Genomic DNA, 14,134 nt, shown 5'->3' with positions numbered 1-14,134 from the left:
GCTGGAATGCCGTATCAGGGCCGCGGGCCGACGGGGGCCGGTCGCCCCCCGCCGACCCGGCCCCGCGCCCCTGGGGCGCTGTTCCGCCGCACCTGAGCACCCGACCGGAGGTCACACCGAATGAGCGTCAACGTCCGCATCCCCACCATCCTGCGCACCTACACCGGCGGCAAGGCCGAGGTGGCCGCCGAGGGCGGCACCCTCGGCGAGGTGATCGCCGACCTGGAGCAGAACCACACCGGTATCGCCGCGCGCGTCCTGGACGACCAGGGCAAGCTGCGCCGCTTCGTCAACGTGTACGTGAACGACGACGACGTCCGCTTCGAGCAGGGTCTGGAGACGGCGACGCCGGACGGCGCGGGCGTCTCGATCATTCCGGCCGTCGCCGGCGGCTGACCGACGCCGACGCCGACGACGGCCGGCCGGCGGCCCGCGGCTGACCGTCATTCGCCGTCACGCACGGTGATTGCAGTTACCTTGGGTAATGGTAATCACCGAGAGTTCATCGAATTGCCCCCTCCGCGAGAGAAGCGGAGGGGGCAATTCTGTATGGTTGAGCGCGGTACAGTTGGGGAAGCTGCTTCGCTTTCGAGTCGGTTTCATGCCGGGCGCATATGAGTACCTGCCCGATGCCCGACAAGAAGCAGCCAATGTACCCCGCATTTTTGAGCCGTTTATGGCATTTGTGGGGCCCGACTTGCCCGGAATCTTTGTGAATTCTCCGGATATTCCCGATCGGTCGTGCTCAGAATTCTCGTCCGATTGACCTGTTGCAGAGGGCAGTTGGACGGATACATTCAGCCGCGGTCGACGCGTTCCGGCGCACACCCCCAATCCTTGGGGGGTGAGGTCTGACCCGGGCCCGCGAAGTGCGGTCCTGTGCAAGGGCCAGTAATAGGGGAGTTAGGCATGGCTCAGGGCACCGTCAAATGGTTCAACGCGGAGAAGGGGTACGGCTTCATCGCGGTCGACGGTGGTGCGGATGTATTCGTCCACTACAGCGCGATTCAAATGGACGGCTACCGCACCCTTGAAGAGGGCCAGCGGGTCGAGTTCGAGATCTCGCAGGGCCAGAAAGGGCCGCAGGCGGACATGGTCCGGCTGGCGACCAGCTGAAGCACGCGCCGACTGATTGTTCTGTTCGACGTGACGAAGGGCTCGTGTCCCCGGCAGGGGGCGCGAGCCCTTCGGTCTGTCTGTCCCCCTGGCTGCATGTCCGGCCCTGCGGCTGTCCGCGTGCCCCGTCGGCTGCCTTCGCGTCCCTCCGGCTGTCTTCGCGCCGGTCGCGCCCCCCGCCCCACCTGCGGATCTTTCGGAGCCGCTTGCACTCGGTAGGGGCGAGTGCTAATCATTGGCGTTAGCACTCTGCAGGTGAGAGTGACAACGAGGACCGGGTCAGTGAGGCCCGCAGGCCAAGTGGGGCAAGGAACCACGAGGCACGCAGGCCGTCCGTCGCGGGCGCGGGCGCGGTCCGGAGCAATCCACCCCAGTCCGGGAGGACCACTTCACATGGCCAAGATCATCGCGTTCAACGAGGAGGCGCGGCGCGGTCTCGAGCGCGGGATGAACCAGCTCGCCGACGCCGTCAAGGTCACCCTTGGTCCCAAGGGTCGCAACGTCGTCCTCGAGAAGAAGTGGGGCGCCCCCACGATCACCAACGATGGTGTTTCCATCGCCAAGGAGATCGAGCTCGAGGACCCTTACGAGAAGATCGGCGCTGAGCTGGTCAAGGAAGTCGCCAAGAAGACGGACGACGTCGCCGGCGACGGTACGACCACCGCGACCGTTCTGGCGCAGGCGCTGGTCCGCGAGGGCCTTCGCAACGTAGCCGCGGGTGCCAACCCGATGGCCCTCAAGCGTGGTATCGAGAAGGCCGTCGAGGCCGTCTCCGGTGCCCTGCTCGAGCAGGCCAAGGATGTCGAGACCAAGGAGCAGATCGCTTCCACGGCCTCCATCTCCGCCGCCGACACCCAGATCGGCGAGCTCATCGCCGAGGCTATGGACAAGGTCGGCAAGGAAGGCGTCATCACCGTCGAGGAGTCCCAGACCTTCGGTCTGGAGCTGGAGCTCACCGAGGGTATGCGCTTCGACAAGGGCTACATCTCGGCGTACTTCGCCACCGACATGGAGCGTATGGAGGCCGTCCTCGACGACCCCTACATCCTGATCGCCAACTCGAAGATCGCCAACGTCAAGGACCTGCTCCCGCTCCTGGAGAAGGTCATGCAGTCGGGCAAGCCGCTGCTGATCATCGCCGAGGACGTCGAGGGCGAGGCTCTGTCGACGCTGGTCGTCAACAAGATCCGTGGCACCTTCAAGTCCGTCGCCGTCAAGGCTCCGGGCTTCGGTGACCGCCGCAAGGCCATGCTCGGCGACATCGCCATCCTCACGGGCGGCGAGGTCATCTCCGAGGAGGTCGGCCTCAAGCTGGAGAACGCGGGTGTCGACCTGCTGGGCCGTGCCCGCAAGGTCGTCATCACCAAGGACGAGACGACGATCGTCGACGGCTCCGGCTCTGCCGACCAGGTCGCCGGCCGGGTCAACCAGATCCGCGCCGAGATCGAGAACTCCGACTCGGACTACGACCGCGAGAAGCTCCAGGAGCGCCTGGCGAAGCTCGCGGGCGGCGTGGCCGTCATCAAGGCCGGTGCCGCCACCGAGGTCGAGCTCAAGGAGCGCAAGCACCGCATCGAGGACGCCGTTCGCAATGCGAAGGCGGCCGTCGAGGAGGGCATCGTCGCCGGTGGTGGCGTGGCTCTCATCCAGGCTTCCTCGGTCTTCGAGAAGCTGGAGCTCACGGGTGACGAGGCGACCGGCGCCAACGCCGTGCGGCTCGCGCTGGAGGCCCCGCTCAAGCAGATCGCCATCAACGGCGGTCTCGAGGGTGGCGTCATCGTCGAGAAGGTGCGCAACCTGCCCGTCGGCCACGGCCTGAACGCCGCGACCGGTGAGTACGTCGACATGATCGCCGAGGGCATCATCGACCCGGCGAAGGTCACGCGCTCTGCCCTGCAGAACGCCGCGTCCATCGCCGCGCTGTTCCTCACCACCGAGGCCGTCATCGCCGACAAGCCGGAGAAGGCCGCTGCCGGCGGCGCTCCGGGCGGCATGCCGGGCGGTGACATGGACTTCTGATCGGCCTCGGGGCTTCGGCCTCCGGTTGATCACCGTCCTTCGTACCGAGGGCGGCACCCCTTCTCCCAAGGGGTGCCGCCCTCGGGCGTTTCCGGGACCCGCCCGACAGAGTGACCTGGATCACGTGAGGGGTGTGCCGGGGCCGGAATGCGGTGACGGACGGGCCGGTTGAGGCTCTTGAGCGAATCAATGCACGTGCACATATTCATCACATGTACCTATGCATGAGCATCTCGCGGACCGGCATCACCTCTCTCCCCCAGGAGCACTCACGTGACACTCGCCCCCTCCCGCGCGGCCCAGATCCTGTCCCGCCCCCTCGCCCTCAACGGCCTGACCGTCCCGAACCGGATCGTCATGGCACCGATGACCCGCCAGTTCTCCCCGGGCGGCATCCCCGGCGAGGACGTCGTGTCGTACTACGCCCGCCGCGCCGCCGCGGGCGTGGGCCTCATCGTCACCGAGGGCACCTACATCGGCCACGAGTCGGCCGGACAGAGCGACCGCATCCCGCGCTTCCACGGCGAGGAGCAGCTCGCGGGCTGGGCGAAGGTGGCGGAGGCCGTGCACGCGGCGGGCGGGAAGATCGTGCCGCAGCTCTGGCACATCGGCATGGTCCGCAGCGCGGGCGAGCCGCCCTTCGCGGACGCCCCCGCGGTCGGCCCGTCCGGCCTGCGGATCAACGGCACCGCCGGTGAGGGCAAGGAGATGACCCAGACCGACCTGGACGACGTCATCGCGGCGTTCGCCGAGGCCGCTGCCGCCGCCGAGCGCATCGGCTTCGACGGCGTCGAACTGCACGGGGCGCACGGCTACCTGATCGACCAGTTCCTGTGGGAGGGCACCAACCGGCGTACCGACGCGTACGGCGGTGACCTCGTCGCCCGTACGAAGTTCGCGACCGAGATCGTCGCCGCGGTCCGCGCCGCGGTCTCCCCCTCCTTCCCCGTCCTCTTCCGTTACTCGCAGTGGAAGCAGGAGGCGTACGACGCCCGCCTCGCGGAGACGCCCGAGGAGCTCGGCGCCCTGCTGATCCCGCTCGCCGAGGCCGGAGTGGACGCCTTCCACGCGTCGACGCGCCGCTACTGGCTCCCGGAGTTCGAGGGCTCGGACCTCAACCTGGCGGGCTGGACGAAGAAGATGACGGGCAAGCCCGCCATCACCGTCGGCTCGGTCGGCCTCGACGGCGACTTCATCAGCGGCTTCGCGGGCGAGGGCGCCCAGGCCGCGAGCCTCGACAACCTCCTGGACCGCCTGGAGCGCGAGGAGTTCGACCTCGTCGCGGTCGGCCGCGCGCTGCTCCAGGACCCCGAGTGGGCGGCGAAGGTCCTCGACGGGCGGCACGGTGAACTGGCGCCGTTCGACCCAGCGGCCATGGGCTCGCTGAGCTGACGTCCGCGGGGCGGCGCCCCCGGCTCCTTCCGGAAGGGAGGACCGGGGGCGCGCCCTGGTTGCCGGACACGACTGCCGCTAGCTTCGGGGTATGCGGATCCTCCATCTCTCGGACACCCACATAGAACGCACCGACGCCCCCAACCAGGCCGGCGTCAACGCGAGCGAGTCACTGCGGCTGCTGCTCACGGATCTGCGGCACCAGCGGGGCGTCGACGCGATCGTCGTCAGCGGCGACGTGGCCAACGACGGCGCCCCCGAGGCGTACACGGCCGTCCGCGAGACGCTGAGCGAGTTCGCGCTCCGGGAACTCGGCGGGAACATCCCGGTCTTCTACAGCACCGGCAACCACGACGAACGCCAGGCCTTCGCCAAGGTGCTGGGCAGCGGCCACCTGGACGCGGACGGCACCGACCGTGCCGAGACGGTGCTGGACTCCGCCGGGTCCGAGCGGGCGGCGGTGAGCACGGTCGACGGCTACCGCTTCGTCACCCTGGACTCGCTGGTGCCGGGCAGGGTGCACGGACACCTCGGCGCCGCGCAGCTCGACTGGCTCCGGGAGATCCTGAGGACACCCGCGCCGCGGGGCACGGTCCTGGTCTTCCACCACCCGCCGATCACCCTGGACGTCCCCACGCAACGGGCCTTCGGCCTGCGCAACCCGGCCGACCTGGCCGACGCGATCCGGGGCGCGGACGTCCTGGCCGTCCTCACCGGCCACTTCCACCTCCAGATCTTCGGCTTCCTCGAGTCCACGCCGGTGTGGGTCACCCCGGGTGTCGTCAACCGCATCGACCTGACCACGCGCCCCGGCACGGAACGAGCCGTCCGCGGGGCGTCGGCGTCGCTGGTGGAGCTGGGCGGGCCGTCCGGTCCGATGTTCCACACCTTCCACGCGCGCGATCCGCGAGCCCACGAGACGGTGTACGAACTGGACGAGGAGCAGACGCGGTCGCTGATCGAGCGGATGGGGCCCGGAGCGGATCGGGCATAGGCGGTGGCCCGTGGGTGAGGCTCCGTCGGCGGGGCTCCGTCGGCGGGGCTCCCTCAGCGGGGCTCCCTCGGCGGGGCTCCGTCGGCGGGGTTACAGATTTCCCATCGGCTCGATGTCGATCTTCACCGGGGTGCCCCAGATACGCAGCACCTCGTAGTCCGTGAACTCGTGGATCAGGCGGTAGGCCATGCCGGGGCGGGGGGTCTTGCGCTCGGCGGCGAGATAGCGCTCGGCTTCGATCCGGTCGCGGCGGGGGGTGCCGCAGAGCTGCCACGCCTGGCCGTTCCACACTTCCGGGAGCCAGCGCTGCTGGGGCTGGGGGCGGTCCTCGCGCAGGCCGTAGCGGGACTTCGTGCGCTCGGGGGCCTCTTCCGGGCCGGGGGCCCGGCCGTGGGAGAAGGAGTCGTTCACCCGGGAGCGGCGGGCGGCGCGGCGCCGGGTCTCGCAGAGCAGGCACAGGTCGACGGCGGCCTCGTCCACCGGGCCGTTCGGGTGCTCGGAGCAGCGGGTGGTGGGCGCGGCGGTGGTGACCGTCTCGTCCAGCAGGTCCAGAGCCCGCTTAAGGTCCGCCTTCACCTCGTGCAGCTTCGCGTCGGGCGTGTCGGAGTTCAGCGCGTCGCCGTGCTCGCCCAGGACGCGCAGGGCGCGGCCGAGAGCGGTGAGCTGTGCGTGGTTCACGGTGTTCCGGTCCCTCCCCGGGCGACTTCCTGACCTTTCGAAGAATCGCACACGCCACTGACACTCGGCCCGAGGCCGAAGAAGTAGGTGGCGGCGAAGCCCACCGCGTAGCCCGTGAGCAGCCCGCCCGCGTAGATCGCGGCCGTCGTCGCGAGCCCTCCGCCGCCCGCCAGCAGCGGGAACAGCGCCCACCCCGAGGGCCCGATCGCCGTCGACCCCACCTGGTCGCCGAGCATCGCGAAGAAGCCGACGAAGGCGCCGCCGGCCGCGCCGCCCGCGCAGGCGGTCAGGAAGGGGCGGCCGAGGGGGAGCGAGACGCCGTAGATCAGGGGTTCGCCGACGCCGAGCAGCCCCGCCGGGAGCGCCGACCTGATCGTCGTACGCATGGACTGGTCGTGGCGGAGCCGGACATAGACCGCCAGGGCCGCGCCCACCTGGCCCGCGCCCGCCATCGCGAGGATGGGGAGCAGGACCGTGTGGCCCTGCTGTTCGATGAGTGTGGTGTGGATGGGGATCAGGGCCTGGTGCAGGCCGAGCATGACGAGGGGGAGGAAGAGGCCGCCCAGGATCAGGCCGGCGAAGGCGCCGGTGGTGGTCAGCAGCCAGTTCGCGCCGTTGCCGATGGCCTCGGACAGCTCGCCGGCGGCGAACATGAGGGCGTAGAGGGTCACTAGGCCGGTGAGCAGGACCGTGAGGGTGGGGGTGACCAGGACGTCCAGGGCCTCGGGGACCCAGCGGCGGCACCACTTCTCCACGCAGGTGCCCAGGAGCGCGGCGGCCAGCGCGCCGAGCACGCCGCCCTGGCCCGGTGCCAGCGTCGTCCCGAACACCGTCACCTTCGCGACCCCCGCGTACACGATGACCGCCGCCACCGCGCCGCCCAGGATCGGCGTTCCGCCGAACTCCTTCGCCGTGTTGTAGCCGACGAACACGGCGATCAGCGCCATGAAGCCGGAGGCGATGGCGCCGAGGGCCGGGGTGAGGGACGGGAACAGGCCGAGGTTGATCAGCAGGCCGTTCAGGCCCGCGATGATTCCGCAGCCGATCAGGGCGGGGATCAGGGGGACGAAGATGTTCGCCACGCGGCGCAGGAGAAGCTTGCCGGGGGTCGCGTTGCGCCGGCGCCTCGCCTCCTTCAACTCCGAGCCGCGCGACGCGAGTTCGGCGGCGGCTGTGGTGGTCGGGCCGACGGCGGGCACGGGCGGCTCGTCGGCCGAGGTCCCTGGGCCGCCGACCGATGCGGAGGGCTCCTCGGGCGCCGTCCCTGGGCCGCCGTCCGACGTCCGCAGGCCGACGGGCGGTGTGATCGGTCCGCAGGGCGGAGTGCTCGGCCCGCTCGTCGGTGTGATCGGCTCCCCAGGTGGCGTTGTTCGCTCGTCGGCCGCCGTCGCCGTCGCCGTCCGGACCAGCGCCTCGAACTCCGGTGTCACGCGGGCGACCCTGCCCGGGCCGAGGACGATCTGGTACGTGTCCTCGTCCGCGACCACGCCCAGTACGGCGGGGAGGGCTCTGAGGGGTTCTTCCTGGACCAGGGACCAGTCCCGCAGGCCCACCCGGAGGCGGGTCATGCAGTGGGCCACGGAGGTGATGTTCGCGGGGCCGCCGAGCAGGGGGAGGAGGGCTGCCGCGACGGCGGCGGGCGAGGTGGGGTCCTTCGGTGTGCGCACCACCCGAGGGTGCTGGTCAGCGGGGCGCCGCCGCGAGCGCCGCGCGCAAGTGGCCGTGGCTCTCCTCCAGAAGGCGGGCGGCGGTCGGCCCGTCGACGCCGCCGAGGATGGTGAGGATCGCGTTCTTCACCTCGCCGTCCGTGGCGGCGAGCGCCCGCTCGATCTCCTCGTCGCCCGCGCCCGTCGCGAGCGAGACGATGCGCCGGGAGCGGGCCCGGAGCTTCTCGTTCGAGGCGCGTACGTCGACCATCAGGTTCCCGTACGTCTTGCCGAGCCGGATCATCGTGATCGTCGAGAGCATGTTCAGGACCAGCTTCTGCGCCGTGCCCGCCTTCAGCCGGGTCGAGCCGGTGAGCAGCTCGGGACCGACGACCACCTCGATGCCGTGGTCGGCGGCGGCCGCCAGCGCGCTGCCCGCGTTGCAGGACAGGCCGATCGTCAACGCACCCTGCGCGCGGGCGTGCTCGACGGCTCCGATGGCGTACGGGGTGCGGCCGGAGGCGGACACCCCGACCACCGTGTCGTCGGGGGTCAGGCCGAGATCCGCGAGGTCCCGCGCCGCCAGCTCCTTGGAGTCCTCGGCGCCCTCGACCGACGTGACCATCGCGCCCGGGCCGCCCGCGATCAGGCCCACCACCTCGGACGGGTCGGTGTTGAACGTGGGCGGGCACTCGGACGCGTCCAGGACACCGAGCCGGCCCGCGGTGCCCGCGCCCGCGTAGACCAGCCGGCCGCCCCGGGACATCCGCTCCGCGACGGCGTCGATCGCGGCGGCGATCTGGGGGAGCCGTTCGGAGACCGCCGCCGGGACGGTCGTGTCCTCGCCGTTCATGATCTTCGCGATCTCCAGCGTCGGGAGCCGGTCGATCTCGGAGAGCTCGGGCCGGAACGCCTCGGTGGTGAGGGTCTCCAACTCGGCCAGCAGGTTGCGGTAGTCGGCGTTCGAGGTCATGAGGAGCGGCTCTTTCCGTGCGGGGCGGTGAGAAGCGCCCCACAGGGGCGCGGTGCGGTGGGATCCGCGGCTACGCCGCGTGGGCGCGAGCAGTCATGAAGGGACCGTGGTGGTCCGGCGACATCCGGATTTCCTGGTTACCGCGGCGCGTCAGCGCGTACGGCCCCGGGGGCTGTGCCGGTGCGCCAGCGCTTCGTACGAGGCCGACAGCGCGGGGGCCGCCGTCTCGTACGTCCGCTGGGCGACCCCCACGAACAGGCAGTCCACGACCAGCAGCTGGCTCGTGCGCGAGGACATCGCCGCGGGCCGCAGCTCGCTCTCGCGGGCCGTCGAGGTGGTGAGGATGTGGTCCGCGTACTGCGTCACGGGTCCGTCCGGGCGGCCGGTGACCGCTATCGTCGTCGCGCCGTGCTCGAAGGCGACCCGAAGGGGTTCGATGACGTCGCCGGTCGAGCCGGAGTGGGTGATGGATATCGCCACGTCCTTGGCGCGCAACTGCACCGCGTTGGTGACGGCGAGGTGCGGGTCGCTGTGCGCGTGGGCTATGAGCCCGATGCGGAGCAGCTTCTGGGCGAGGTCCTGGGCGACGAGGCCGGACGCCCCCTGTCCGTAGATGTCGATACGGCGGGCCGTGGCGAGCGCAGTGACCGCCGCGCTGAGCTGGGCCATGTCGAGCCCGGCCGCGGTGTCGGCGAGGGTCTGCTGCTCGTCGTAGGCGAGCTTGGCGACCACGTCGGCGATGGGGTCGTCGACCGCGATGTCCGCGGTGACGGCGGGCGCGCGGCCCGACTGCTGCTGGGCGGCGAGCCCGGCGAGGGCCAGGCGCAGGTCGCGGTAGCCGGGGTAGCCGAGGAGGCGGGCGGTGCGGACAACCGTCGCCTCGCTGGTCCCGGTGAGCTCGGCGAGGCCGGTGACCGTGAGGGCCGCGCAGCCGGCCGGGTCCGCGGCGACGGCCTCCGCGACCCGCTGCATGGAGCGGGTCATCGACGGTGCGAGCGTCCGGACCTTGGCCGCGAGGGCGGCCGGGGCGGGCGGCGCCTCACCGGCGAAAATTTCCTTCACTTCATGGGTCACTCCTGAAAGATATTTTCCGCTGGGGTGCACGGTCAAGGGTGCGCACAATAGGTGCATGAACCCCATCGGCGACCCCATCGACGACCCCGGCAGCGGCCCGGTCAGCCCCCTGGAGCAGGCCCTGCACGCGGCCCGCGCCCGCGTCCTGGCGGACCTCGCCGCCCGTGAGGTCGCCGACGCCGATGTCGTCTCGCTCGTCGAGGACTCGGTGGTGCAGCGCCGCTGGTGGGTCGAGCAGTGGCCCCAGGGCGTGGAGTACGTGGCGGGGCTGGTCGCCCAGGACGTACAGGACGGGCTTCTCGAACGGCACGGGCGGTGGCCGCTGTGCCCCGTCTGCGGCTCCGGCGACCCGCACGCCCTGGAGGTCGAACCCGAGCTGGGTCCCGACCCGCACTGGGTGTGCCACCAGGCCGGGGTGAAGGTGGCGTCGGTGGGCTCGCTCGGCTCCGCGAGCGACGGGTCCGGGCCCGGGTCCGGGTCCTCGTGACCGTCTACATCGATCCGCCCACCTGGCCGGGCCACGGCCGCGTCTGGTCCCACCTGATCAGCGACGTGTCCTACGACGAACTCCACGCCTTCGCCGACGAGTTGGGCGCCCCACGCCGCGCCTTCGAACGCGACCACTACGACATCCCCTCCCACCGCTACGAGGAAGCCGTCCGCGCCGGCGCGGTGCAGGTCAGCAGCCGCGAGGTGGTGCGGCTGCTGTACGGGGCGGGGCTGCGCAGGCCCAAGAGGTGGGAGAGGAAGGGCGGTTCATAGTCTCGCGGCGGCTCAGGAGGGCGGCCCAGGAGGGCGGCTTCCGGCCCCGCGCAGGCCCAGGCGGAGCCGGATCAGACCCGCAGCTCGTACGCGTACTGCTCGCCGTCCTCCCCGTGCTCCTCGCTCACCCGGGTGAATCCCGCGCGGGAAACCACGCCCTGGGAAGGGGTGTTGACCCGGTCGACGGTCGCGAACAGCGACTTCACGTCGTCGTGTGCGAGTGCCCGCCCGGAGAGGGCGCGCAGGGCCTCGGTCGCGTAGCCCTGCCCGCGGGCGGCCGGGGCCAGGTCGTAGCCGATCTCGGCGCGGCCCTCCTCGTCGGGGGTGCCGTGGAAGCCCACGCCGCCGACCGCGCGGCCGTCCGCCGTCCTCACCAGCACGAACAGGCCCCACTCGGGGCGGTGCACCCCTGCCTCGTACGCCTTCAGGACCATGCCGGCGGCGTCCCGGGTGCCCTCGTAGGGGCCGCCCTCGATCCACTCGAAGCCGCCCGTGCCGCCCGCGCGCAGATCGGCGGCGGCCGCGGGGGTGACCCCTTGCAGGGTGAGCCGCTCGGCGGTGATCACCAGGTTGTTGCTCCAGGTCCACTCGGTGACCGGGGCGCGACCGGGCAGTTCGCCGCGCCCGGTCGCCCAGAGCAGCGTGCGCCACGGGTCGAGACCGGGCCTGACGTGCGGGAAGATCCGGCTGAGGACGCCTTCGCAGAGCTCGGCCGAAGGCTCGTAGGGGACGCCGAGGCCCTCGGCGATGTCGTGCGTGTGCAGCAGGACCTCGGCGACGCCCATCGCGGCGAAGCCCTCGCGGTTCGCGGTGCGGAAGGGGGACGGGTGGAAGGCGCGCACCTCGCGGGGTGCCGTGCGGATCGCGGCGGTGAGCAGCGCGCCGGTCGTCTCGAGCACGTCGACGACGCCCGCGTTGTCGGTGCCGGCGGGGACGACGATCTCGAAGGGCACATATCCGGTGGCACGCGCGGCCAGCCGGCCCGCGTACATGATGAGATCAAGACAGATGTGCTCGGCCGTCCGGCGGCAACTCCATTCCAGCCGGCCCGCGTTGACGCCTTCCCAGTCCCGCCCGCGCACCGTCCGCAGCAGCGCCGCGCTGCCCGCCACGGCCTCCGACACCTGGTCCCCGCCCATGTCTCCCATGCCGGTGAGGATAGGCGCGATCACACGTCGGTACGTACCGGATTGTTCGGGGCGGCGCCCGCCTTCGTCATGGTCACCACACGCGACGCCCGGGTACGGCGGTGCAGTCGCAGCGAGACCCCGGCGACCCCCAGTCCGGTCACCGTCAGGGCCGCGCCCGCCCAGGCCGGCGAGGCGTATCCGAGCCCCGCGTCGATGACCGAGCCGCCGATCCAGGGGCCGCCGGTGTTGCCCAGGTTGAACGCGGCCGTGGTGGTGGCACCGGCCAGCGTCGGGGCGGCGGCCGCCACGTCGAACATCCGGGCGTTGAGTGCCGGGGCCGTGTAGAAGGCGGAGATGCCGAGAAGGAGGGAGAGCACGATCGCGGCGACCGCGTACCGGCCGAGCAGGGCCAGTGTGAGCAGGAACACCGTCGAGGCCGCGATGCCGGTGATCAGTACGCCGAAGAGGTGCGCGTCGGCGACACGTCCGCCGATCGTCGTGCCGATCAGCGCGCCGACCCCGAACAGCGCGAGCACCGTCGGGACCCAGCCGTCGTCCAGGCCCGCCACGTCCGTGAGCAGCGGGGCGAGGTAGCTGAACGCGCAGAAGACGCCGCCCGCGGCCAGCGCGATCATGGTGATGGACAGCCAGACCTGGCGGTCGCGGTAGATCCGGACCTCCCTGCCGAGCCGCGGCCTCTCCTCGGGGCGGGGGATGGCGGGGATCAGCGTGAGGACGCCGACGAGGGCGATCGCGGAGGCGGCGGCCACCGCCCAGAACGCGGCACGCCAGCCGAGTCCCTCGCCGAGGAAGGCACCGGCCGGCACGCCCAGCACGTTCGCGATCGACAGCCCGCCGATCATCACGGCCAGCGCCCGGGCCCGCGCGTTCACCGGCACCATCGCGATCGCCACCGCCGCGCCCACCGCCCAGAACCCCGCACAGGCCAGCGCGCTGACCACCCGGGACACGAACAGCACGCCGTACGTCGGGGCGAGCGCACCCGCGACCTGGCCCAGCCCGAACACCGCGATCAGCGCGACGAGGGTGGTGCGGCGGGGCAGCCGGAGTGTCGCCACGGCGAGCAGGGGCGCGCCCACGACCATGCCGATCGCGAACGCCGATATCAGCAGGCCCGCCTGCGGGATCGTGACGTCCATGTCCTCGGCTATGGGCGGCAGGAGCCCGGAGAGCATGAACTCGGAGGTCCCGAGGGCGAAGACCGAGAGGCCCAGAACGTAGACGGCCAGGGGCATGCGGGGGCGATCGGCGCGGGTGGGCATATCAGGGTCCAACGGGGGCGGGGCGGTGGCGCATTCCCTGACGGGGGGTGCGTTCCCAGGTTGGGGTGCGTTTCCTGGACGGGGTGCGTTTCTCTGGACGGTTACGTTTCCTGGCCGGGGTGCGTTTCCCGGCCTGGGCGGGTATCTCGGGCTGGGCGTGCTCCTCGGCCGAGGGTGTTCCTCGGCCTGGGCGGAACGGCTGCCGGAGGGTGCCTGCCGGGGGATCACCGGTCACTGCGGGCCGCGGTCGCCGGTCGCCGGTCATCGCGCGTCGCCGTCGAGCCGTGCGAGCTCCGTCCGCAGGTTCTCCCGGGCCGGCCGCTCCCACTCCCGTTCCCCGTAGGGCGTTCTGAACAGCCTCGGCAGGTCCAGGAGCTGGCGCAGGATCGCCGCCCTGCCGGTGCGGAACGCCTCGTCCGGGACGAAGGCGTACTCCTCGCGGACGGCGGACGTGTAGGCCGCGTACGCCGGTGCGGGTGTGGCCAGGACGGCCAGGTCGGCGTCACAGAGGACCTGGCCGTTGCGGTCGTCGTCGGTGGGGGCGTGGCCGACCGTGAGGCGGACCAGGCGGGCCACCTCCGCGGTGTCGGTCGGGGACACGCCGGCCTCGGGGAGCGCGCGTTCGGCGAGGTGGGCCGAGCGTTCCTCGTTCTCGGAGCGGTCGGGGAGGTAGACGGCGTCGTGGAACCAGCCGGCCAGGCGCACTAGGTCGGGGGCGTCCGCGTACTCCTCCAGTACGTCGATGTGGTCGAGGACCGCGGTGAGGTGGGTGACGGTGTGGTAGCGGCGCTGGGGCTCCTGCCAGCGGGTGAGGAGGTTGTCCGCGTACGGGGCGGGGGCGGGGGTCCGGCCGCCGGGGGAGCGGGACCCCTCCAGGGCTTGGGCCCAGCGGGTGCGGAGGGCGTCGAGGTCGGGCATGGGGTCATTGTGCGGGCCGGTGTGCGTGGCCGGGGTGGGGTTTGTCCACCCTCTTCGCCCCTCCCGTCCCGTTTCCGAGGCCCCCGCCCACAAGCTCCCGCCCTCGGGCCCCCGCTTTCGGCCTGAACGGCCTCGTCCTCGAACGCCGG

At 71.6% G+C, this 14,134-nt stretch carries 14 protein-coding genes; 7 read left to right on the top strand and 7 right to left on the bottom strand.

Annotated features, from left to right (window positions below):
- Window positions 1–120: 120 nt before the first annotated feature.
- From ACIBLC_RS25790 to ACIBLC_RS25770, 5 genes are all read left to right on the top strand, one after another.
- Window positions 121–396 carry a MoaD/ThiS family protein gene (locus ACIBLC_RS25790; RefSeq protein ID WP_399213547.1) on the top strand — a complete coding sequence of 92 codons (276 nt, stop codon included), beginning with the start codon at window positions 121–123 and terminating at the stop codon, window positions 394–396.
- Between the two features lie 513 nt (window positions 397–909).
- Window positions 910–1,116, top strand: a complete 207-nt coding sequence (locus ACIBLC_RS25785) for a cold-shock protein (RefSeq protein WP_164304865.1) — start codon at window positions 910–912, stop codon at window positions 1,114–1,116.
- A 393-nt stretch (window positions 1,117–1,509) separates the two neighbouring features.
- Window positions 1,510–3,135 carry a chaperonin GroEL gene (gene groL / locus ACIBLC_RS25780; RefSeq protein WP_391889152.1) on the top strand — a complete coding sequence of 542 codons (1,626 nt, stop codon included), beginning with the start codon at window positions 1,510–1,512 and terminating at the stop codon, window positions 3,133–3,135.
- A 273-nt stretch (window positions 3,136–3,408) separates the two neighbouring features.
- Window positions 3,409–4,527, top strand: a complete 1,119-nt coding sequence (locus ACIBLC_RS25775) for an NADH:flavin oxidoreductase (RefSeq protein WP_399213546.1) — start codon at window positions 3,409–3,411, stop codon at window positions 4,525–4,527.
- A gap of 91 nt (window positions 4,528–4,618) precedes the next feature.
- Entirely contained in the window at window positions 4,619–5,521 is a 903-nt protein-coding gene (locus ACIBLC_RS25770) for a metallophosphoesterase family protein (RefSeq protein ID WP_399213545.1), read from the top strand.
- Between the two features lie 90 nt (window positions 5,522–5,611).
- Here the strand turns inward: ACIBLC_RS25770 and ACIBLC_RS25765 are convergent, their stop codons facing one another.
- The 4 genes from ACIBLC_RS25765 to ACIBLC_RS25750 form a co-directional block, all read right to left on the bottom strand.
- A complete protein-coding gene (locus ACIBLC_RS25765) occupies window positions 5,612–6,199 on the bottom strand; it encodes a hypothetical protein (RefSeq protein WP_399213544.1) in 588 nt (195 codons plus the stop codon).
- Entirely contained in the window at window positions 6,196–7,866 is a 1,671-nt protein-coding gene (locus ACIBLC_RS25760; protein ID WP_399213543.1) for a PTS transporter subunit EIIC, read from the bottom strand. Before ACIBLC_RS25760 ends, ACIBLC_RS25765 begins: the two co-directional genes overlap by 4 nt.
- A gap of 16 nt (window positions 7,867–7,882) precedes the next feature.
- The gene (gene murQ / locus ACIBLC_RS25755; protein ID WP_399213542.1) at window positions 7,883–8,818 is read right to left on the bottom strand and encodes an N-acetylmuramic acid 6-phosphate etherase; all 936 of its coding nucleotides are present in this window, start codon (window positions 8,816–8,818) and stop codon (window positions 7,883–7,885) included.
- A gap of 150 nt (window positions 8,819–8,968) precedes the next feature.
- Window positions 8,969–9,892 (bottom strand): MurR/RpiR family transcriptional regulator, encoded by a 924-nt coding sequence (locus ACIBLC_RS25750; RefSeq protein WP_399213541.1) that lies wholly within the window; start codon window positions 9,890–9,892, stop codon window positions 8,969–8,971.
- A gap of 55 nt (window positions 9,893–9,947) precedes the next feature.
- Here ACIBLC_RS25750 and ACIBLC_RS25745 point away from each other — a divergent pair, with 55 nt between their 5' ends.
- The gene (locus ACIBLC_RS25745) at window positions 9,948–10,379 is read left to right on the top strand and encodes a hypothetical protein (protein ID WP_399213540.1); all 432 of its coding nucleotides are present in this window, start codon (window positions 9,948–9,950) and stop codon (window positions 10,377–10,379) included.
- Window positions 10,376–10,654, top strand: coding sequence for a DUF4031 domain-containing protein (locus tag ACIBLC_RS25740; protein WP_399213539.1), 279 nt, complete (start codon window positions 10,376–10,378; stop codon window positions 10,652–10,654). The genes ACIBLC_RS25745 and ACIBLC_RS25740 overlap by 4 nt, the downstream gene beginning before the upstream one ends.
- Window positions 10,655–10,725: 71 nt before the next feature.
- Here the strand turns inward: ACIBLC_RS25740 and ACIBLC_RS25735 are convergent, their stop codons facing one another.
- From ACIBLC_RS25735 to ACIBLC_RS25725, 3 genes are all read right to left on the bottom strand, one after another.
- A complete protein-coding gene (locus ACIBLC_RS25735; RefSeq protein ID WP_399213538.1) occupies window positions 10,726–11,802 on the bottom strand; it encodes a GNAT family N-acetyltransferase in 1,077 nt (358 codons plus the stop codon).
- 20 nt (window positions 11,803–11,822) lie between these two features.
- Entirely contained in the window at window positions 11,823–13,040 is a 1,218-nt protein-coding gene (locus ACIBLC_RS25730; protein ID WP_399213537.1) for a Cmx/CmrA family chloramphenicol efflux MFS transporter, read from the bottom strand.
- Between the two features lie 288 nt (window positions 13,041–13,328).
- The gene (locus ACIBLC_RS25725) at window positions 13,329–13,985 is read right to left on the bottom strand and encodes a hypothetical protein (protein ID WP_399213536.1); all 657 of its coding nucleotides are present in this window, start codon (window positions 13,983–13,985) and stop codon (window positions 13,329–13,331) included.
- Window positions 13,986–14,134: the final 149 nt, after the last annotated feature.

The sequence above is a fragment of the Streptomyces sp. NPDC050535 genome, assembly GCF_044457665.1.
Taxonomy (GTDB): Bacteria; Actinomycetota; Actinomycetes; order Streptomycetales; family Streptomycetaceae; genus Streptomyces.
Note: the sequence above shows the minus strand (reverse complement) of the source record. Positions and strands in the feature narration are given on the sequence as shown.

Coding starts and splice junctions, on each gene's coding strand:
- ACIBLC_RS25790 (WP_399213547.1), top strand. CDS start 121: ATGAGCGTCAACGTCCGCATCCCCACCATCCTGCGCACCTACACCGGC.
- ACIBLC_RS25785 (WP_164304865.1), top strand. CDS start 910: ATGGCTCAGGGCACCGTCAAATGGTTCAACGCGGAGAAGGGGTACGGC.
- groL (WP_391889152.1), top strand. CDS start 1,510: ATGGCCAAGATCATCGCGTTCAACGAGGAGGCGCGGCGCGGTCTCGAG.
- ACIBLC_RS25770 (WP_399213545.1), top strand. CDS start 4,619: ATGCGGATCCTCCATCTCTCGGACACCCACATAGAACGCACCGACGCC.
- murQ (WP_399213542.1), bottom strand. CDS start 8,818: ATGACCTCGAACGCCGACTACCGCAACCTGCTGGCCGAGTTGGAGACC.
- ACIBLC_RS25745 (WP_399213540.1), top strand. CDS start 9,948: ATGAACCCCATCGGCGACCCCATCGACGACCCCGGCAGCGGCCCGGTC.
- ACIBLC_RS25735 (WP_399213538.1), bottom strand. CDS start 11,802: ATGGGAGACATGGGCGGGGACCAGGTGTCGGAGGCCGTGGCGGGCAGC.
- ACIBLC_RS25730 (WP_399213537.1), bottom strand. CDS start 13,040: ATGCCCCTGGCCGTCTACGTTCTGGGCCTCTCGGTCTTCGCCCTCGGG.
- ACIBLC_RS25725 (WP_399213536.1), bottom strand. CDS start 13,985: ATGCCCGACCTCGACGCCCTCCGCACCCGCTGGGCCCAAGCCCTGGAG.